Origin of the sequence: Demequina capsici, assembly GCF_032102965.1 — a bacterium.
Classification (GTDB): Bacteria; Actinomycetota; Actinomycetes; order Actinomycetales; family Demequinaceae; genus Demequina; species Demequina capsici.
In genome coordinates, this window is the sequence record NZ_CP134880.1 from 2,166,350 (window position 1) to 2,185,511 (window position 19,162).

Below are 19,162 nucleotides of genomic sequence, written 5' to 3' on the forward strand. Positions count from 1 at the left end.
GGTCACCACCGAGCGTCCTCGTATCCCATGAACGGGTCCACGGGGCTCACGCCACGGAACTCGGATTCGCCGACCAGCTTGGCGACCACCGCGTCGACCGTCTCGTCGTTCGCCGCGTAGGCGTTCACGTAGGTGCGGACGAACGGCACGTCCTGCAGGTGGTACGGGCTGCCGAGAGAGACGAACAGGGTCGGCAGCTCGGTGAGGTGACGCGGCAGGTTGCCCGCCGTGAAAGGCGCCCAGTGGACGCGAGCCACGGTCTCGTTGGAGCGCGGCTGCACGTCCGCGACGTAGATCACCGCGTCGTAGCCCTCCAGCAGCTCGGCGCCGTTGACGCCTCCGTCGACGCCCACGCGCGTGAACATCGTCGACCCCGGAGGGCCGTCCTCGAACAGCGTCGCGGAGAATCCGCGCTCGTTCAGCTGCGCGGTGAAGCGCTCGGCCGGACCGGTGAAGGACAGCATGCCGCGCAGCGAGTACACGAGCACCCGCCTGTGTCGCACCGTGTCCAGCGGCAGCAGCCCCGCCTCCTTGTCCTTGACCAGGGTGATGCCCGCGTCGGCCTGGGCCCGCGACCAGGCACGATGCGTGTCGGTGTCGATGCCGTCCAGTCCTGGCACCCGCTCCTCCGGGGTCTCGGGGGCGTGCAGCCCCAGCGCCGCCTTCAGCGCGAGCACCCGGGTGACCGCCTGATCCAACCGCTCCTGGGAGATGACGCCGCTGCGCACGCCTTCGAGCATATGCGCGTGGTCCGTCGCGTAGTCGGGCGTGAACAGGAACATGTCACAGCCCGCGGCCACCGACGCGGGCACCAGCGCGGCGCGCGGCATCCTCATCAGCATGCCGCCCATGAGGGACGCGTCGGTGATGACGACGCCGTTGAAGCCCAGGTGCTCGCGCAGCAGCTCCGTGGTCAGCTCGGGCGCGAGCGACGCGGGCATGATGTCCTCGTCCGCGATGCCGGGCCGCAGCGCCCGCGAGTAGGCGGGGAGCGCGATGTGCGCGGCCATCACGGACAACGCGCCCGCCTCGATCGAGGCCCGGTAGGCAGCGCCGAACGTGGCCTCCCACTCGTCCACGCTCAGCGAGTTCACCGAGGTCAGCAGGTGCTGGTCGCGGTCGTCGACCCCGTCGCCCGGCCAGTGCTTGACCGACGCGGCCACGCCGTTGTCCTGCAGGCCCCTGACGAACTCGACGCCCATGCGCCGCACCCGGTCCGGGTCCGAGCCGAATGCACGATTGAGGACGATCGGGTTGCGCGGATTGAGCTGGATGTCGATGATCGGCGCGAAGTCCCACGTCACGCCCAGAGCACGGCCCTCGACCGCCGCGACCTCCCCCATCCGGTAGGCGCACGAGTCGTCTCCCGTCGCCGCGGCCTGCAGAGGCGTGCCCACCTGCGTAGCCATGAAGCTCGCGCCGTCGGCACCGTTCTCCAGGTTGCCCGCGATCAGGGGAGGCACCGAGCTCGCGGCGTGGATGTGCCGGTTCAGGCTCACCGCCTCCTCGACAGGCGCGCCACGACGCATGAAGCCGCCAGGCTGCGAGATCGCGATGTCCGCATCCACGCCCGCCGGGTCGTTCGCCATGAGGAAGAACAGCTGCCCCACTTTCTGCTCGAGCGTCATCGCGTCTCGCGTCGACGCGACCCAGGCTTGCGCGTCTGCGTCGAGGTGGAACGGCGCCTCCCCCAGGCGCACAGGGGCGATGTCGGACATGGTCTCCTCCTTGAGGCTCGTCGCAGGCGAGCCCTCGAACGTGATGCCGTGGTCGGCGAGCGAGCCGGCCGCATGCAGACCGGGGATGACGACGTCGGCCTCGCCGAGCACCGTCGCGTCGCCCACGCCCACCGCCGTCATGCCAGCGCGATGGGCAGCCTCGACGCCCGCGATCGCGTCCTCGAACACGACGCAGTCCTCGGCGGCGACGCCGAGCGCCTCGGCGCCTGCACGGAAGACGGCGGGGTCCGGTTTTGCCTGAGAGACCACCGAGCCGTCGATGATGACGTCGAGCAGGTCACGGATGCCGAGCCTGTCGAGGATCAGAGGGGCGTTCCGGCTCGCGGAGCCGAGCGCCGTGGGGACCCCTCGGCTCCTCAGGTCGCGAAGGAGCTCGAGCGCGCCCAGCAGCATGTCATCCGGAGTGAGCATGGAGATCGCCTTCACATACTGCGCGTTCTTCTCCGCGGCCAGGCGCAGCGCCTCCTCGTCGGACACCTCGACGCCACCGAGTCCGAGCACGATCCGCAGCGCGTCCATCCGGCCGACGCCCTTGAGCAGCTCCTCGTCCTCGTCGGCGAGGGTGAACCCCAGGCCCTGGGCCATGGCCCGCCACGCCGCGAAGTGGTGCACCGCGGTGTCCACGAGCACCCCGTCCAGGTCGAAGATCGCCGCCCTGGCGATCCTCATGCCGGTCGAGGTGCCAGCACCGGTCATCGTCGCGCCACCTGCGAGGATCGGCGTGCGACCTCAGCCGCGAAGACCGCAGCGGAGCGCTTCGCAGAGCGATCCAGCGTGACGCGATCCACCGCATGCAGCCCGAACTTGGGTCCGAACGCGAAGATCCACTCGTAGTTGTCCAGGAGCGACCAGTGGCAGTAGCCCAGCACGGGCACGCCGTCGGCGATCGCCCGATCCAGGCCCGCGAGCGCCGCGGTGAGGAATGCGCAGCGCGCCTCGTCGTCCTCCGTGTTCATGCCGTGCTCGCTGACCAGCACGGGCACGCCGGACACCTCATGGCAGTAGCTCACCGCTCCGGCGAGCGAGAGCGGCTCGACCTCCTGCTGCCCGGGATGCGTGGCGACGCGACCCTCCGGCCCGTACAGGATGCGCTCGTAGTTCTGCACTCCGACGAAGTCGTCGTCCTCCGCCAGCCGGAGCCACCGGCCGTAGCACTCCTCGCGGACCTTGTCGCGGGCCGCCTCGCCGCCCGGCAGGGCGAACTCGTCGGCGACGGCCAGGGAGAGCCCAACGGGAAGGTCGGGCCGGCGGGCCTTGATGGCCTCGCGCGCGGCGACGTGCGCCCGCTCGAACGCGTCCTCGAAGAGCTCGAGCTCGTCGAGGCGCTGCACGTTGCCGGCGCGGTATCGCTCCACGCCAGCGGCCTTCGACGCCGCGTCGAGCGTCACGGCATGTCCCTCCCATGCCTGCGGCGGGAGGAAGCCCCCCGCGAGCTGCCGCTGAAGGTTCGGCTCGTTCAAGGTCACTGCGATCGCGATCCGGTCCCCGAGGCGCTCCATCACGAGGTCGCAGAAGCGTGCGAAGTCAGCGGCGGCCTCGGGCGCAAGCCACGAGCCACGGCATGCGAACCAGTGAGGCGCGGTGAAGTGGCTGAAGGTCACGACGGGTGCCAGCCCCCGGTCCAGGCAGCCGTCGATGATCGCCTCGTAGTGGTCGAGCGCGGACTCGTCGATCACGCCACGGTCGGGCTCGATCCGGCACCACTCGACGGAGAAGCGGTAGGCGTTGAGACCGAGCCCCGCGGCGAGGTCAAGGTCCTCGGGCCAGCGCTCCCAGCTTCCGCATGCCGCGCCGGAGGGCTCGACGAACACCGTCGGCTCGACGTTCTCGAGGAACGACGTGTCCGACGTGGTGTCGCCTCCATCGATCTGGTGTCCTGCGACGGCGACTCCCCAGAGGAAGTCGGTGGGCATGCTCACGCTTGCCATGGGTGGTGCTCCTTCCGTGGCGCCGACCTGCTCGACGCCCACATCGATGCGAGGCTCAGGCGGCCCCGGCCTGCTCCTGCTGCTGGGCCTGGATCTCCTTGAGGCGCAGCCGGTCTGCGCGCCGCTGCTGCTGCGCGAGCGGGTCGGGGACGGGGGACGCAAGGAGCAGACGCTGGGTGTACGGGCGCTGCGGGGTGGCAGTGACGGTGTCTCCGTCGCCCCACTCCACGAGCTCCCCGCGGTACAGCACCGCGACCCTGTGGGACATCTCTCGCACGACTGCGAGGTCGTGGGAGATGAACAGATAGGCGACGCCGGTGCGCTCCTGGATCTCCAGGAACAGCTCGAGGACGCGGGCCTGGGTCGACAGGTCGAGCGCCGAGACGGGCTCGTCGCACACGATCAGCTTGGGGTCGAGCGCGAGCGCACGGGCGATCGCGATGCGCTGCCGCTGACCGCCGGAGAACTCTCGTGGCATGCGGTGAGCGGCGTCCGCCGGCAGCCCGACGGTGTCGAGCAGCTCCTTGACGCGCGCGTTGGCCTCCGCCTTCGACGTCCTGCGCATGATCATCGGCTCGGTGAGCGAGTCGCCGATCGTCAGCGACGGGTTGAGCGACGAGTAAGGGTCCTGGTACACCACCTGGATGTCCCTGGTGAGCTCGCGACGGCGCCGCTTCGTGGGGTGGCTGATGTCCTCCCCCGCGAACGTGACCGCCCCTCCCGCCACGGGGACCAGGCCCAGGAGCGCGCGACCGATCGTGGTCTTGCCGGAGCCTGACTCTCCTACGAGCCCGACCGTCTCGCCGGGCTTGATGTCGAAGCTGACTCCGTGGACGATCCGGATCGGCTTGGCGCGCATGCCGCGGCCCGGGTACTCGACGACCAGGTCGTCGACCTTGAGCAGAGGCTCCGTCATGACAGCGTCTCCCTTCCGAGGGTGCCGGTGCTGGCGGCCCCTGGCAGCGGGGCCCGCGGCGCTCCCGTCGGGATCGCCTCGAACAGCGACTGCGTGTACTGGTGGCGCGGGTCGTCGAACACGGACTGGGTGGGACCGGTCTCGACGATCACGCCTTGCCGCATGACCGACACCCGGTCGCAGATGTCGGCGACCACGCCGAAGTTGTGGGTGACGATGAGCACGGCCATCCCGAGCTCCGCCTGCAGGTCGCGGAGCAGATCGAGCACCTCGGCCTGCACGGTGACGTCCAGGGCGGTGGTGGGCTCGTCTGCGATGAGCAGCGTGGGGTGCGACGCGACCGCGCCCGCGATCAGGACGCGCTGCGCCATGCCGCCCGACAGCTGGTGCGGGTAGGAGCGGAACACCCGCTTCGGGTCGGGGATCCCGACCTTGTCGAGCAGCGACATCGCCCGCTCGTGCGCCTGCTCCTTGGACATCCCCAGCACCTTGCGCAACGGTTCGGTGAGCTGGACGCCTACCGTGAAGGCGGGGTCCAGGTTGGACATCGGCTCCTGCGGGACGTACGCGATGCGGCTCCCGCGGAAGGTGTTCATGGAAGCGTCCGACACGCCCGTGAGGTCCTCGCCATCGAACACGATCGACCCGGCCATGACCTTGCCGCCCTTGGGAAGCAGGCCGAGCACGGCGAAGGCCGTCTGGGTCTTGCCGGAGCCGGACTCGCCGATCAGGCCGTGCGTCTCGCCACGACGGACCTCGAGGCTGGCGCCCTTCACGACCGTGGCCCAGCCGTCACCTGCGGGGTAGGCGACGGCGAGGTCGGTGACCGTGAGGACGGCGTCCGCCTCGGCCGCGTCCTCGTGACGCACGATCTCCGGCGCGGAGGCCTCGAGGGCCCAGGCGATCTGACCCTTAGCGCGCCGCACGTCGGACGTGCCTTCGAGCTCGTCGCGCAGCGCGGTGCCGAGCAGGGTCAGGAAGATCATGGTGAGGCCCAGAGCGAGCGCCGGCCACAGGACCAGCTGCCCCGCACGGTTGATGTTGTAGAAGCCCTCGTTGAGCATCTGACCCCACGTGGGGGTGTTCGGGTCGCCGAGCCCTAGGAAGTCGAAGCCCGCCTGCATGCCGATACCGGCGGCGATCGTGCCGGAGGTCAGCAGGATGACGGGCGCGCGCACCGCCATCAGGACGTGACGTCCGATGATCCTGCCGTCGCCCAGGCCAGAGGTGCGAGCGGCGTCGACGTACAGCTCGTTCCTGACTGCGCGCACCGAGTTGTAGACCACCCGGTAGTACACGGGCGAGATGAAGATGCCGAAGATCGTCATGGTCCACCACATCGACGGACCCATCACGGACCTCGCTGCGATCAGCACGATGATCGACGGGATCGACATGGTCAGTGCGGTGAACCACGACCCGAGGGTGTCGATCCAGCCACCGTAGTAGCCGGCCACGAGACCGGCCGAGACGCCGATGACGGTGCCGACCGCGGCCACCAGCAGGCCGCCAGCGAGCGAGAAGCCGGTGGCGACGAGCAGGCGGGAGAGGATGTCCCGCCCGGCGCTGTCCCCTCCGAGCAGGTAGTCGCCGCCTGGCGGCGCGAAGATCATCTTCAGGTCGGTCTGCGACGGGTCGAAGGGCGCGAGGAACGGCCCGACGATCGCGATCACGACGATGATGCTCAAGAAGACGATCGAGACGCCTCCGAGCGGATGCGTGATCAGGCGCTTGAACAGCCCCGCGCGAGGGGCGCGGGAGTCGGCGGCGGGCGCGGTGGCGGAGCTCATGACAGTCGGACCTTCGGGTTGACCCACGCCTGAGCGACGTCGACGAGGGTGTTGACGAGGATGACGATCAGTCCTGTGAGGACGACGATGCCCATCACGACGGGGATGTCGCCCTGGGAGGTGGCGGACAGCGCGGCCGGCCCGATGCCGGGGATCGAGAACAGCTGCTCGACGATCACGGCGCCGCCGAGCAGGATCACGAACTGGAGGCCGAGGATGCTGAGCGCGGGGCCGGCGGCGTTGCGCAGCACGTGCTTGTACACGACCGTGCGATGCGGGAGACCCCTGCTGCGCAGGGTGCGGACGTAGTCGCGCTCGAACGCGTCGAGCATCGAGCCGCGCACCTGCTGGGCGACGCCGCCGATCGAGCCGATGGTGAGCGCGGTGATGGGCAGCGCGATGGATAGCAGCCACTGCCCGACGTCGTCGCTGGGCTTGGTGTAGCCGGTCGCGGGGAACCAGTCGAGCCGGATCGCGAAGATGAGGACGAGCACCAAGGCGACGAGGAAGCCGGGGATCGCCTGGCCGATGACGGACAGGACCTGGACCGCTCGGTCGAGCCAGCCGCGACGCGTCGCGGCGAGCGCACCGAGGACGACGGCGATGAGCGCGGTGAGGACCACGGAGCCGACGGCGAGGGTGACGGTGACCTGCATGCGGGTCGTCACCGCCTCGACCACGTCCTGGCCGGAGAACCAGGACTTGCCGAAGTCGCCGTGGACGGCCGCGGTGACCCAGTCCCAGAAGCGGACGAGCACCGGCTGGTCCAGCCCGAGCCGTTCCTTGACGACGTTGACGGCGTCCTCGGTCGCCGCCTGGCCGGCGATGCGCCGCGCGGTGTCGGTGCTTCCGAACTGCAGCAGGAAGAAGGTCAAGGTCGCCAGGGTGGCGATGAGACCGACTCCTGTGACGATGCGTCTTCCGACGAATCCGAGCACGATGACTCTCCTTGGGGTGGGGTGCCGGCGGGGCGGGTGGGGGCTCCCGCCCCGCCGGCGATGGCGGGGATCAGGCGGTCGGGACGATGTCCCACAGGTTGGGCGCGGCCTGACCGTTCTTCAGCGTGACCGCGGTGCCATCGGTGGTGACCACGGCGTTGACGTACCGGTAGAACGGCGCGAACCAGGCGTTCTCCACGAGGTACTGGTTCATCTCCTGTGCGGCAGCGTCGCCGTCCTCGCCACCGAGGCGCATGCGGTCCGCGAGGGCCTGCAGAGTGTCGTCGGTCTGGTGGTAGATGTTCCAGGCCGAGTCGGGGGCGACGGCGAGCTTGTAGGTGCTCCACGACACGGCCTCCTGGTTGAGACCGAACTCGAAGACCCCCCACTTGCCGCCCAGCAGGTCGCTGATGAACGACTCGCCGGCCTGCTCGTAATTGACGGTGATGCCTGCGTCAGCCAGGTTGCCCGCGATCAGCTGGGCCTCGGCCTCGGGGACGAACCCGCTGAGCGGCATGGTGATGGTGATGCCGTCCGGGTAGCCCGCCTCGGTGAGCAGCTGCTTCGCCTTGTCGACGTCGTACGTGTAGTAGTCCTCGAGCGAGGCGTCGTACGCGGTGGTGCCGGTGCCGAAGATCTGGTCCGTCACCTCGCCGTAACCGGACTCGAGGCCCTGCAGCAGGCCCTCGCGGTCGAGCGCGTAGTTGATCGCCTGACGGACGCGCACGTCGGCGAGCGCCGGGTCGACGACTCCCCAGCGGTCCGCGAGGATGAGGCCCTTCCAGTTGAGCGTCTGAGTGTTGACGGTGTAGCCGGCGCTCTCCGCGTCAGGGATCTGCGACGTCGAGTTGAGGTTCGCGATGTCCACCTGGCCGTCGCGGAGCGCGTTGGTGAGAGCATTCGCGTCGGCGTAGTAGTTGATGACGACGGTGTCGTAGTGCTTGCTCTCCGGATCCCAGTAGTCGGGGTTCGCGGTGAACGTGTAGGTGGAGCCGATGGTGGACGCCGCCGAGTCGAGGATGTAGGGGCCGGAGCCGACGGGGACGGTCTGGATGTCGTCCGCGGTGAAGGCCGACTCGGCCTCGATGAGGCCCGAGTTCTGGCTGAGGTAGTCCAGCAGGGAGGGATCGGGGGCGGACAGCGTGATCTGGACGGTGTCGGAGTCCACCGCGGTCACGTCGGCGATGGAGGCGAGGTTGCCGCTGTTCTCGGAGGCGCCGGTCTGGAAGCGGGTGAGGTTGTCGACCACGACCTGCGAGTCGAGCGCGGACCCGTCGGTGAACGTGACGTCGTCGCGAAGGTTCAGCGTCAGGACCGTCATCGAGTCGTCGTAGGACCAGTCGGTCGCCAGCGCCGGCTCGATCGTGCCGTCGGCGGCCGCGCGGACCAGCGTGTCGTAGACGGCCATGTAGTAGGTCGCGGCGTTGCCCCACGACGAGTCCTGGGCGGCCCAGGTGGAGACATCGACGACGGCGCCGATCGTGAGCTTGGCCGCGTGTCCGGTGCCTCCGGATGCGGTGGACGAGGCGGTGGAGCCGTCGGTCCCACCCGACGAGCAGGCCGCGAGGGCGAGTGCGGCGGCGCCGATGAGGGCGCCGGCCTTGACTGTGCGGAGCATCGTTGCTTCCCTTCCTCAGGTCGCGTCAACTCTGACGCTGAGCCGACGCTAACACGCAAAATCTAAACATGCAAAGATTTTTGATAACGGTTCTGATACGCTCGGCGTCGTGGCAGGGCAACGCGGCGAGTACGCCAAGAGCGCGAGGCGGCGCGAGGAGATCCTCGACGCCGCCTTCACCGTGTTCTCGCGCTCGGGCTTCACCGGCGCGACGGTCAGCGAGATCGCCCGCGAGGTCGGCATGAGCCAACCGGGCCTGCTGCATCACTTCGACAGCAAGCTCGCGATGCTCGAGGCGGTGTTCGAGCGGCGCGACCAGTCGGCGCTCGACATCCTGTCAGGGCGGCGCGACATCGAGTTCCTGCGAGGACTTGTCGAGATCTCCCGTCGCAACCACGAGAAGCGTGACCTGATCAGGCTCTACACGGTCATCGCGGCCGAGGCGACAGCACCGGACCACCCTGCGCACGCACACTTCCAGCGCCGCTTCCACCGCGTCCTCGGCGGGACACAGGCCGCATTCGAGGAGGCGCAGCGCCTCGGACTGCTCAAGGAGGGCGTCGACCCCCACGCTGCGGCGCTCAGCAGCATCGCGGTCACCGAGGGCCTGCAGCTCATGTGGCTGTCGGGGTTCGACGAGATCGACATGGCCAAGGGCGCGCAGATCCACATGCAGCAGTTCCTCACCGTGCCGCTGTGACCGTTCACAACGGATAAAAACCTTAGCACTTGAAGAATTTTGCGACGCGACGTACCGTGTCCCGAAGCCGCCGCAGCGACGCGCGCCGCCACGAGAGGACGCCCATGACCGACCGCCGCATCCCAGACCTGAAGCTGGCCCGCGAGGGCACGCAGACGGCCGCAAGCCCCGCCCCCGCGCTCGCCTGGACCACCCCCGCCGGCAACCCGACAGCGTCCTGGACCGAGCTCCGCGACGACGCCGGCTCCACCCACCGGATCGACGACGGCGCCAGCGCAGGAGCCGCATGGCCCTTCGCGCCGCTCGCACCGCGAGAACGCCGCAGGATCCAGATCCGCGCCGGGCTGGCGGACGGCACCGTCACCGGCTGGAGCGCCCCGCTCGAGGTCCGCGCCGGCCTGCTGGACCCCGCCGACTGGACCGCCGACTTCATCTGCCTCGCGAACCCGGACCGCATCGCCCAGCCGGCCCTGCTGCGAGGCGAGCTGCTCCTCAAGGACGCCCCCACCGACGCCGTCCTGCACGTGACCGCGATCGGCGCGCACGTCACGTCCATCAACGGCGTCCGCGTGGGCGACCACCAGATGGCACCGGGCTGGACGTCGTACGACAAGCGACTCGTCGCCGACACGCACGACGTGACCTCGCTGCTCACCGCAGGGGTCAACGTCGTCGGGGCCTCGCTCGGCGGCGGCTGGCGCACGGAGCAGTACGGCTTCTTCGGCCGTGGACGACGCGTCTACGGCGACCAGCCGTCGTACGCGGCGCAGCTGCACGTCACGTATGCCGACGGCACGCAGGAGGTCTTCACCACCGGCCCGCGTTGGCACGCCCGAGGCGACGGCCCCATCATCGACTCGTCGATCTACAAGGGCGAGACGGTCGACCTGCGCCACGCGATCGACGGATGGGACCGCGCGGGCGCCTCGGCCGAGGGCTGGGAGCCCGTCGCCGTCGAGGAGGTCGCGCTCGTCCCTCAGCAGAAGCTCTCCCCTCCCGTCCGCGTCACCCGGGAGCTCCCCGTGCGCGAGGTCCTCACCACCCCGTCGGGAGCGACCGTCCTCGACTTCGGCCAGAACCTCGTGGGCCGCCTCCGGATCCAGACGGACGGCCCCGAAGGCACCGTGATCACGGTGCGTCACGCCGAGGTGCTGGAGCACGACGAGATGGGCATGCGCCCGCTGCGCGGCGCCACGCAGACCGACACCTTCACGCTCCCGGGCGGCCCCGCCACGCTGGAGCCGACCTTCACGTTCCACGGCTTCCGGTACGCCGAGGTCACCGGATGGCTCGGCGAGCTGGACCCGTCCGCCATCACGGCGCAGGTCATGCACAGCGACATGCGGCCCACCGCCGACTTCGCATGCTCGCACCCGCTGGTGAACCGCCTCCACGAGAACGTCGTGTGGGGCATGCGCGGCAACTTCCTGTCGGTGCCCACCGACTGCCCGCAGCGCGACGAGCGGCTGGGCTGGACCGGCGACATCCAGGTCTTCTCCCCCACCGCCGCCATCCTGCACGACGTGGACGGCTTCCTGGCCGATTGGCTCGTGGACCTGAGACTGGAGCAGGACGCGCACGACGGCCTGGTGCCGTTCGTGATCCCCGACGCGCTCGCGGACGAGGTTCACGCGACCGCGGCCTGGGGCGACGCGGCGACGATCGTCCCGTGGACCCTGTGGCAGCGTTACGGCGACCTGCAGGTCCTGGCGGACCAGTACTCGTCCATGCGCACGTGGACCGACCGGCTCGTCGCGCTGGCAGGCGACGACCGCCTGTGGGAAGGGTCCATGCAGTTCGGCGACTGGCTGGACCCCGATGCGCCGCCGGACGAGCCAGGCGCGTCGAAGGTCTCTCGCGACATCGTCGCCACCGCCTACGTCTTCCGGTCCGCGCGCATCGTCTCGCAGACGGCCGCACTGCTGGGGAACGACGACGACGCGGTCGCGTACGGCCGGATCGCCCAGGAGGTCGCGAGCGCCTTTCGTGACGCCTACGTGACCCCCGCGGGCCGCATGATGTCCGATGCACCCACGGCCTACGCGCTCGCGCTCGGCTTCGACCTGGTCACCGACCCGCAGATGCGTTCCGCGCTCGGCGCCCGCCTCGCCGAACGGGTGCGCGCGACCGGCTACCGGATCTCCACCGGCTTCGTCGGCACGCCGCTCATCCTCGAGGCGTTGTCGTCCACCGGTCACGCCGACGCCGCCGGACGCCTGCTGCTGCAGACCGACAACCCGTCCTGGCTCTACACGGTGTCGATGGGCGCGACCACGATCTGGGAGCGCTGGGACTCGATGCTTCCGGACGGGTCCATCAACCCCGGCGAGATGACCAGCTTCAACCACTACGCGCTCGGCGCCGTCGCGGAATGGCTGCATCGGTCGCTGGCCGGGCTGTCCTTCGCCGAACCGGGCGGACGCGTGCTGCGGATCGCACCCACCCCGGTGGCGGGCATCGACTGGGCGCGGACCGTGCAGCGCACCCCACACGGCGAGGCGAAGGTGGAGTGGCGGCTCGAGTCGGAGCAGCTGACGGTCGACGCCACCGTGCCCGCGGGAGCGCGCGCCACAGTCGAGCTCCCGGGACGCGATCCCGTCGAGGTCGGCCCGGGCGCGCACACGTTCTCGTGCACGGCGCCGGCTGCGGTCGCACCGTCCGGCCCGTACTCGTTGCGCACCGACCTCGCGACGCTGATCGACGACCCGCGGGCGATCGCAGCGATCCGAGACGAGCTCGGCACGTTCTCCGAGGGATACCTCGCGGGATTCATCGGCCGCACGTCGTGGACCGAGGGCAGCGCGCTCGCCGACGTGCTGTTCGGCGTGCCGCCGCACGTCCTGGCGGCCCTGGACGCGCGACTGACCGTGCTGTGAGGCATGTCCCCGTCGTCCCTGAACGGGGCGGCGGGGACACCTTGCGCCATCGCATGGGCAGAATGAGCACATGAGCATCGCCCCATTGCCTCAGACGACACCCTCTCCCACGCCTCACCGCCTCGGGGTGCACCTGGTCGAGGGCGGCGTCACGGTGGGGGTGATGGCCGCCCACGCGACGGCGGTCCACTTCTGCGTGTTCAATGCCGACGGCTCGGAGACCCGCTACCCCCTGCATGGTCCCCACCACGGCCTGTGGCATGCGTTCATCCCGGCGATCATGCAGGGCACGCAGTACGGGTTCCGGGCCACCGGGCCGTGGCAGCCGCGCAAGGGCCACCGCTACAACCCGCACAAGCTCCTGCTGGACCCGTACGGTCGCGGCGTCGAGGGTCGCCTGGCGCGCTCCCCTGAGCCGGGCGCGAAGGCGCTGCTGTCCAACCGCGCGGACATCGACACCGCGCCGTTCGTGCCGCGCTCCGTGGTCACCGCTCCTCCGTCAGGCGAATGGCAGACTCCCCTGCCGCATGTGCCGTTCGAGGACTCGATCATCTACGAGGTGCACGTCAAGGGCTTCACCAAGACGATGCCCGACGTGCCCGACGAGTTGCGCGGCACGTATGCCGGGCTGGCGCATCCTGCGGCGATCGCGCACCTGAAGGATCTGGGCGTCACCAGCGTCGAGCTGCTGCCCGTGCACGCGTTCGCCGACGAGCCGCACCTTGAGCGCGACGGCCTCACCAACTACTGGGGCTACTCGACCATGAGCTTCTTCGCCCCGCACCCGGGCTATGCGACCGCGGCGGCGCGCGAGGCCGGCGCGCAGGCGGTGCAGGACGAGTTCTGCGGCATGGTGGACCTGCTTCACCAGGCGGGCCTCGAGGTGATCCTCGACGTGGTCTACAACCACACCTGCGAGGGCGGCTGGGGCGACCGCACCGTGTCGTGGCGCGGCCTCGACAATCTCACCTACTACCGGACGCAGGCGCATTCGCCGCAGCACTACGACGACGTGACCGGCACCGGGAACACGCTGGACTTCGGACACCCCAGGGTGACGCAGATGGCATTGGACTCGCTGCGCTACTGGGTGACGGAGATGGGCGTGGACGGCTTCCGCTTCGACCTTGCGGCCACGCTGGGCCGCACGGGGCAGGGGTTCACGCCCGACCATCCGTTCCTCGTGGGCCTGGTGACCGACCCGGTGCTGAGCGGCGTCAAGCTGATCGCCGAGCCCTGGGACGTGGGCCTCGGCGGCTGGCAGGTGGGCAACTTCCCGCAGCCGTTCTCCGAGTGGAACGACCGCTTCCGCGACTCGGTGCGGTCCTTCTGGCTCACCACGGGAGCGGGCGCCCACGGCAGCCGCCACCACCCCACGGCACCGGAGCTCGCGACCCGGCTCGCGGGGTCGTCGGACCTGTTCTCGCGCAGCGAGCCGCCAGGCATGCGCGGCTGCATCGCCTCCATCAACTTCGTGACGGCCCACGACGGCTTCACGGCGTACGACCTCACGGCCTACGACCGCAAGCACAACGAGGCGAACGGCGAGGAGAACCGGGACGGCACGGACAACAACCGGTCGTACAACCACGGCGTCGAGGGCCCCACGGACGACGACACGATCGGGACCACGCGTCGCCGTTCGATCCGCAACCTGCTGGGCACCACCCTGCTCGCCGCAGGCACCCCGATGCTGCTGGGCGGAGACGAGCTGGGCCGCACCCAGCGCGGCAACAACAACGCCTACTGCCAGGACAACGAGCTGTCGTGGTTCGACTGGAGGCTGGAGCCGTGGCAGCAGGACCTGCGCGACTCGATCGCCATGCTCATCGCATTGCGCAGAGCGCACAGGGTGCTGCGCCCGCGCGGCTTCTACGCCGCGGTCGAGGAGGTGCTGCTCGACACGTCGTTCCGCGCCGAGGCCGCCTGGTTCCAGTTCGACGGCACGCATGAGGACGAGGACTGGTGGGAGGACCCTGCCACCCGCACGGTCCAGTTCATGCGTTCGCTCCAGGATCCTCGCGAAGCCGACGCGCTGATCATCATCAACGGCTCCCGCGGTCCCATGGACGTCACGGTCCCTCCGGACGACGGAGCGCCGTGGGTCTATGCGTGGGACAGCGCCTGGGACTCGGTGCGGGACATGGAGCCGGACGTGTGCGAGCCCGGCGAGACGATCTCGATGGAGCCCATGGCGATGCGGCTCTACCTGTCGCAGGTCGACTGACCGGAACACATCGTCAGAAGTCCGACGAACCGACCGCGGATGCCCCGTCACGCAGGCCGTCGCGGTGTTCAGGACAGCCCGATCACGGTAGGTTCGGAGCATGGCCCTTCCAGGTGAGAAGCCCATCGGACGAATCCCGGTCGTGGATGTCCACCCGACGCTGGAGCAGGGACGCTGGCCCGTCAAGGCAGTGGTAGGCGAGGCCGTCCCTCTTCAGGCCACCGTGTTCGTCGAGGGCCATGACGCCGTCGCCGCGACGGCGGTCGTGACCCAGCCGAACGGGCGGACGCTGCGTCTCAGGATGGACGAGGTCAACCACGGTCTCGCGACCTTCCAGGCGATCCTGATGCCCAAGGCCACGGGCCGCTACACGTTCCACATCGAAGGATGGGCGGACCCCTTCGGGACCTGGATGGACACCGCCTCCAAGAAGATCCCTGCGGGGGTGGACGTCGAGCTGACGCTCGGCGACGGTGTGGCGCTGCTCGGCAGGGCGATGGCCGACAAGGCGCTCACCGAACGCCAGCGCGCCGTGCTCGAAGCGGCGCGGCTCACGCTCACGCCAGGCGGCGACCTCTCCCCCGCCGACTCGCTCGCCGCCGCGCTCACCGACGACCTGCTGGCCGTGATGCGTGCGCACCCGGTGCGCGACGGGGTCACGTCGTCCGCCGAGCATCCGCTGGTCGTGCAGCGCGAGCGTGCGCTCGCGAGCGCCTGGTACGAGATGTTCCCGCGTTCCGAAGGCGCCAAGCTCAACAAGCGGACCGGCGAGTGGACGTCGGGCACCTTCCTCACCGCGTCGAAGCGGCTGCCCGGCATCGCCGCCATGGGCTTCGACGTCGTCTACCTGACGCCCATCCACCCCATCGGCCTCACCCACCGCAAGGGGCGCAACAACTCGCTGACCGCCGAGCCCGGCGACCCTGGAAGCCCGTACGCGATCGGTTCTGCCGCAGGTGGCCACGACGCGGTCCACCCCGAGCTCGGCACGATGCGGCAGTTCAGGAACTTCGTGCAGCGGGCCAACGAGCTCGGTCTCGAGGTAGCACTCGACATCGCCCTCCAGTGCTCCCCCGACCACCCGTGGGTCAAGGAGCATCCCGAGTGGTTCAAGGTCCGTTCCGACGGCACCATCGCCTACGCCGAGAACCCGCCCAAGAAGTACGAGGACATCCACCCGCTGTACTTCGACAACGACCCAGTCGGCCTGCGCGAGGCGATCCGTGACGTGCTCCAGGTGTGGATCGACGCGGGTGTCACGCTGTTCCGCGTCGACAACCCGCACACCAAGCCGCTCGAGTTCTGGGAGTGGCTCATGGCCGACATGGCCGAGCGGCATCCCGAGGTGATCTTCCTGTCCGAGGCGTTCACGCGGCCGCCCATGATGCACACGCTCGCGAAGGTCGGGTTCCACCAGAGCTACACCTACTTCACCTGGCGCCCCACGGCGGAGGAGATGGGCGAGTATCTCGAGGAGCTCGCGGGCGACGGCTCGTACTACATGCGTCCCAACTTCTGGCCCACCACGCACGACATCCTCACGCCTGACATGCAGCATGGCGGCGCTCCCCAGTACCGCGCGCGTGCCGTGCTCGCCGCCACCGGATCGCCGTCGTTCGGCATCTACTCCGGCTACGAGTTCGTGGAGAACATCCCCCGCCCCGGCGTCGAGGAGCAGATCGACAACGAGAAGTACGAGTACAAGCCCCGCGACTGGAGCCGTGCCGACGACCACGGGATCGTCACTCTGCTCACCACCCTCAACGCGGCGCGTGCGGCGCATCCGGCGCTTCGACGCCTGCGCGGCCTCACCGTGCACAGGACCAGCAACGACCAGATCCTGTGCTTCACCAGGCATCTCAATGCCGACGAGTCCCCCACGGGGCGTGCCGACACCGTGATCGTCGTCGTCTCGTTCGACCCGCACCACGTGCAGGACGGCGTCGTCTCGCTGGACATGGAGGCGCTGGGGTTCGAGCCCGACGCGCGCCTGCTGGTCGACGACCTCCTGTCGGGGGCGACCTTCACCTGGGCCAGGGACTTCTACGTCCGCCTGGACCCGGCGACGTCCATGTCGCACGTCGCGGCGGTGCGCTCATGACCGCCGCGATCGCGCCCGGCGCGCCGGGACGCGCGTCCTCATCCCGTGCTTCGAGCATGCCCTACGCTCGACAGCACGGGACCGCCATCGGCGGCGGCGCTCGCCGACACGTGCGGCGTCCGCGCCCCGCGAACGGAAGGGAGGCGACGGATGCCTGAGGGTCATGACCCTGCACTGCTGGCCGACATCGCGCAGGGAAGGCACCACGATCCCCACTCGCTGCTCGGGCCGCACGTGTCCGACGCCGGCGTCACCATCAGGGCGCTCCGCCCCCTCGCGTCGACGGTCGAGTTCGAGACTCTGGAGGGACGCTGGCCCGCGACCCACGAGGCCGACGGCGTCTGGGTCGCGACCATCCCCGGCACCGAGGCCCCCGACTACCGCCTCCACGTCGCCTACGACGGCGAACCGATCCGTCAGGACGACCCGTACCGGTTCCTCCCCACCATCGGCGAGCTGGACCTTCATCTGATCCGCGAAGGACGTCACGAGCGCCTCTGGACCGTGCTCGGCGCCAACGTCCGACGCTTCCCCTCCGTGCTCGGCGACGTGGTCGGCGCGTCGTTCACTGTCTGGGCGCCGAATGCGCGCGCCGTCAGGCTCGTGGGCGACTTCAACCACTGGCAGGGCCGCGGCCACGCGATGCGGTCGCTCGGCTCGGTCGGCATCTGGGAGCTGTTCGTCCCTGGGCTGGGAGAGGGCGCCGTCTACAAGTTCGAGATCCTCGGCAAGGACGGCCAGTGGCGCCAGAAGGCCGACCCGATGGCGCGACGCACCGAGGTGCCGCCGCAGACCGCATCGGTGGTCACCGAGAGCGTCTACGAGTGGAACGACGAGCCGTGGATGGCAGCGCGTTCCTCCGCCGAGCCCCACCGCTCCGCCATGAGCGTCTACGAGGTGCACGTCGGGTCCTGGAAGCAGGGCCTCACCTATCGCGAGATGGCCGACGAGCTCGTGGACTACGTCACGGACCTGGGCTTCACCCACATCGAGATGATGCCCGTCATGGAGCACCCGTTCGGCGGCTCCTGGGGCTACCAGGTCACGGGCTACTACGCGGCGAGCGCACGGTTCGGGACGCCCGACGACCTGCGCTACCTCATCGACCGCATGCACCAGGCAGGCGTCGGTGTGATCCTCGACTGGGTGCCGGGCCACTTCCCCAAGGACGAATGGGCGCTCGGCCGCTTCGACGGCACCCCACTCTACGAGCACCCTGACCCCCTGCGCGGCGAGCAGCCCGACTGGGGCACCTTCATCTTCGACTACGGCCGCGCCGAGGTCAGGAACTTCCTCGTCGCCAACGCCGTCTACTGGCTCACCGAGTTCCACGCCGACGGCCTTCGGGTGGACGCCGTCGCGTCCATGCTCTACCTCGACTACTCACGCCAGCCCGGCCAGTGGCGCCCCAACGTGCACGGCGGGCGCGAGAACCTGGACGCCATCGCGTTCCTGCAGGAGGCGAACGCCACGGCCTACCGCACCGCGCCCGGCATCGTGATGATCGCCGAGGAGTCGACAGCGTGGCCCGGGGTCACCGCGCCCACCAACGCGGGCGGCCTGGGCTTCGGGCTCAAGTGGAACATGGGCTGGATGAACGACACGCTGCGCTACGTGTCCGAGCAGCCGATCCACCGCTCGTACCACCACCACACGCTCACGTTCTCGCTGATGTACGCCTTCTCCGAGCACTTCACGCTCCCGCTGAGTCACGACGAGGTGGTGCACGGCAAGGGATCCATCCACGGCCGCATGCCTGGTGACGCCTGGCAGAAGGCCGCAGGGGTCCGTGGGCTTCTCGCCTACCAATGGACGCATCCCGGCAAGCAGCTGATCTTCATGGGCACCGAGTTCGGCCAGGCCGCCGAGTGGTCCGAGGGACGCTCGCTCGACTGGTGGCACCTCGACGACCCGCTGCACCGCGGCATCCAGACCATGCTTCGCGACCTCAACCTGCTGTACCGCTCCACGCCCGCGCTGTGGCAACGCGACAGCGAGGCCGCAGGCTTCCAGTGGATCGACGCCGACGACTCCGAGCGCAACGTCATCGCGTTCCTTCGCTTCGACGACGCGGGCTCGCCCGTGGCCGTCATCGTGAACTTCGCCGGCGTGCCTCACGAGGGCTACCGGCTCGGGCTGCCGCGCGGAGGCGCATGGGACGAGGTCCTGAACACCGACGCCGAAGCCTACGGCGGCTCCGGAGTGGGCAACCTGGGCCAGGTGAATGCCGACGGCTCACCCCACCGCGGGTGGCAGCACAGCACCACGCTGAGGGTGCCGCCGCTCGGCGCCGTGATCCTCCGACCCGTAGGCTGACGGCTTCCACAGG

At 69.7% G+C, this 19,162-nt stretch carries 11 protein-coding genes; 5 read left to right on the forward strand and 6 right to left on the reverse strand.

The annotated features are described in order from the left end of the window. Positions 1 to 2 precede the first annotated feature (2 nt). The 6 genes from pgmB to RN607_RS10425 all read right to left on the reverse strand — a co-directional run bounded on the left by pgmB (position 3) and on the right by RN607_RS10425 (position 8,929). Entirely contained in the window at positions 3 to 2,435 is a 2,433-nt protein-coding gene (gene pgmB, locus RN607_RS10400; protein WP_313542472.1) for a beta-phosphoglucomutase, read from the reverse strand. Further along, positions 2,432 to 3,667, reverse strand: a complete 1,236-nt coding sequence (locus RN607_RS10405; RefSeq protein WP_313542474.1) for a family 1 glycosylhydrolase — start codon at positions 3,665 to 3,667, stop codon at positions 2,432 to 2,434. The genes pgmB and RN607_RS10405 overlap by 4 nt, the downstream gene beginning before the upstream one ends. A gap of 55 nt (positions 3,668 to 3,722) precedes the next feature. Next, on the reverse strand, positions 3,723 to 4,583 hold the full coding sequence (locus RN607_RS10410) for an ATP-binding cassette domain-containing protein (protein ID WP_313542476.1): 861 nt from the start codon (positions 4,581 to 4,583) through the stop codon (positions 3,723 to 3,725). Beyond that, entirely contained in the window at positions 4,580 to 6,373 is a 1,794-nt protein-coding gene (locus tag RN607_RS10415) for an ATP-binding cassette domain-containing protein (RefSeq protein ID WP_313542478.1), read from the reverse strand. The genes RN607_RS10410 and RN607_RS10415 overlap by 4 nt, the downstream gene beginning before the upstream one ends. Continuing rightward, complete coding sequence (locus RN607_RS10420) at positions 6,370 to 7,311, reverse strand: ABC transporter permease (RefSeq protein ID WP_313496939.1); 942 nt, start codon at positions 7,309 to 7,311, stop codon at positions 6,370 to 6,372. The genes RN607_RS10415 and RN607_RS10420 overlap by 4 nt, the downstream gene beginning before the upstream one ends. 70 nt (positions 7,312 to 7,381) lie before the next feature. Beyond that, positions 7,382 to 8,929 carry an ABC transporter substrate-binding protein gene (locus RN607_RS10425; RefSeq protein ID WP_313542480.1) on the reverse strand — a complete coding sequence of 516 codons (1,548 nt, stop codon included), beginning with the start codon at positions 8,927 to 8,929 and terminating at the stop codon, positions 7,382 to 7,384. Positions 8,930 to 9,038: 109 nt separating this feature from the next. Between RN607_RS10425 and RN607_RS10430 the strand changes: the two genes are divergently transcribed. The 5 genes from RN607_RS10430 (at position 9,039) to glgB (ending at position 19,149) form a co-directional block, all read left to right on the forward strand. Beyond that, positions 9,039 to 9,629, forward strand: a complete 591-nt coding sequence (locus RN607_RS10430) for a TetR/AcrR family transcriptional regulator (RefSeq protein ID WP_313542482.1) — start codon at positions 9,039 to 9,041, stop codon at positions 9,627 to 9,629. Between the two features lie 104 nt (positions 9,630 to 9,733). Beyond that, positions 9,734 to 12,505, forward strand: coding sequence for an alpha-L-rhamnosidase (locus RN607_RS10435; protein WP_313542484.1), 2,772 nt, complete (start codon positions 9,734 to 9,736; stop codon positions 12,503 to 12,505). Between the two features lie 70 nt (positions 12,506 to 12,575). Next, complete coding sequence (gene glgX, locus RN607_RS10440; RefSeq protein WP_313496947.1) at positions 12,576 to 14,732, forward strand: glycogen debranching protein GlgX; 2,157 nt, start codon at positions 12,576 to 12,578, stop codon at positions 14,730 to 14,732. A 100-nt stretch (positions 14,733 to 14,832) separates the two neighbouring features. Then, positions 14,833 to 16,833 carry an alpha-1,4-glucan--maltose-1-phosphate maltosyltransferase gene (locus RN607_RS10445; RefSeq protein ID WP_313542486.1) on the forward strand — a complete coding sequence of 667 codons (2,001 nt, stop codon included), beginning with the start codon at positions 14,833 to 14,835 and terminating at the stop codon, positions 16,831 to 16,833. Positions 16,834 to 16,983: 150 nt separating this feature from the next. Continuing rightward, positions 16,984 to 19,149, forward strand: coding sequence for a 1,4-alpha-glucan branching protein GlgB (gene glgB, locus RN607_RS10450; protein WP_313542488.1), 2,166 nt, complete (start codon positions 16,984 to 16,986; stop codon positions 19,147 to 19,149). The last annotated feature ends 13 nt before the right edge of the window (positions 19,150 to 19,162 follow it).

Excerpts from the sequence above, each read along its gene's own strand:
- glgX (WP_313496947.1), top strand. The coding sequence starts at position 12,576 with ATGAGCATCGCCCCATTGCCTCAGACGACACCCTCTCCCACGCCTCAC.
- RN607_RS10445 (WP_313542486.1), top strand. The coding sequence starts at position 14,833 with ATGGCCCTTCCAGGTGAGAAGCCCATCGGACGAATCCCGGTCGTGGAT.
- RN607_RS10415 (WP_313542478.1), bottom strand. The coding sequence starts at position 6,373 with ATGAGCTCCGCCACCGCGCCCGCCGCCGACTCCCGCGCCCCTCGCGCG.
- RN607_RS10405 (WP_313542474.1), bottom strand. The coding sequence starts at position 3,667 with ATGGCAAGCGTGAGCATGCCCACCGACTTCCTCTGGGGAGTCGCCGTC.
- glgB (WP_313542488.1), top strand. The coding sequence starts at position 16,984 with ATGCCTGAGGGTCATGACCCTGCACTGCTGGCCGACATCGCGCAGGGA.
- RN607_RS10425 (WP_313542480.1), bottom strand. The coding sequence starts at position 8,929 with ATGCTCCGCACAGTCAAGGCCGGCGCCCTCATCGGCGCCGCCGCACTC.
- RN607_RS10435 (WP_313542484.1), top strand. The coding sequence starts at position 9,734 with ATGACCGACCGCCGCATCCCAGACCTGAAGCTGGCCCGCGAGGGCACG.
- RN607_RS10410 (WP_313542476.1), bottom strand. The coding sequence starts at position 4,583 with ATGACGGAGCCTCTGCTCAAGGTCGACGACCTGGTCGTCGAGTACCCG.
- pgmB (WP_313542472.1), bottom strand. The coding sequence starts at position 2,435 with ATGACCGGTGCTGGCACCTCGACCGGCATGAGGATCGCCAGGGCGGCG.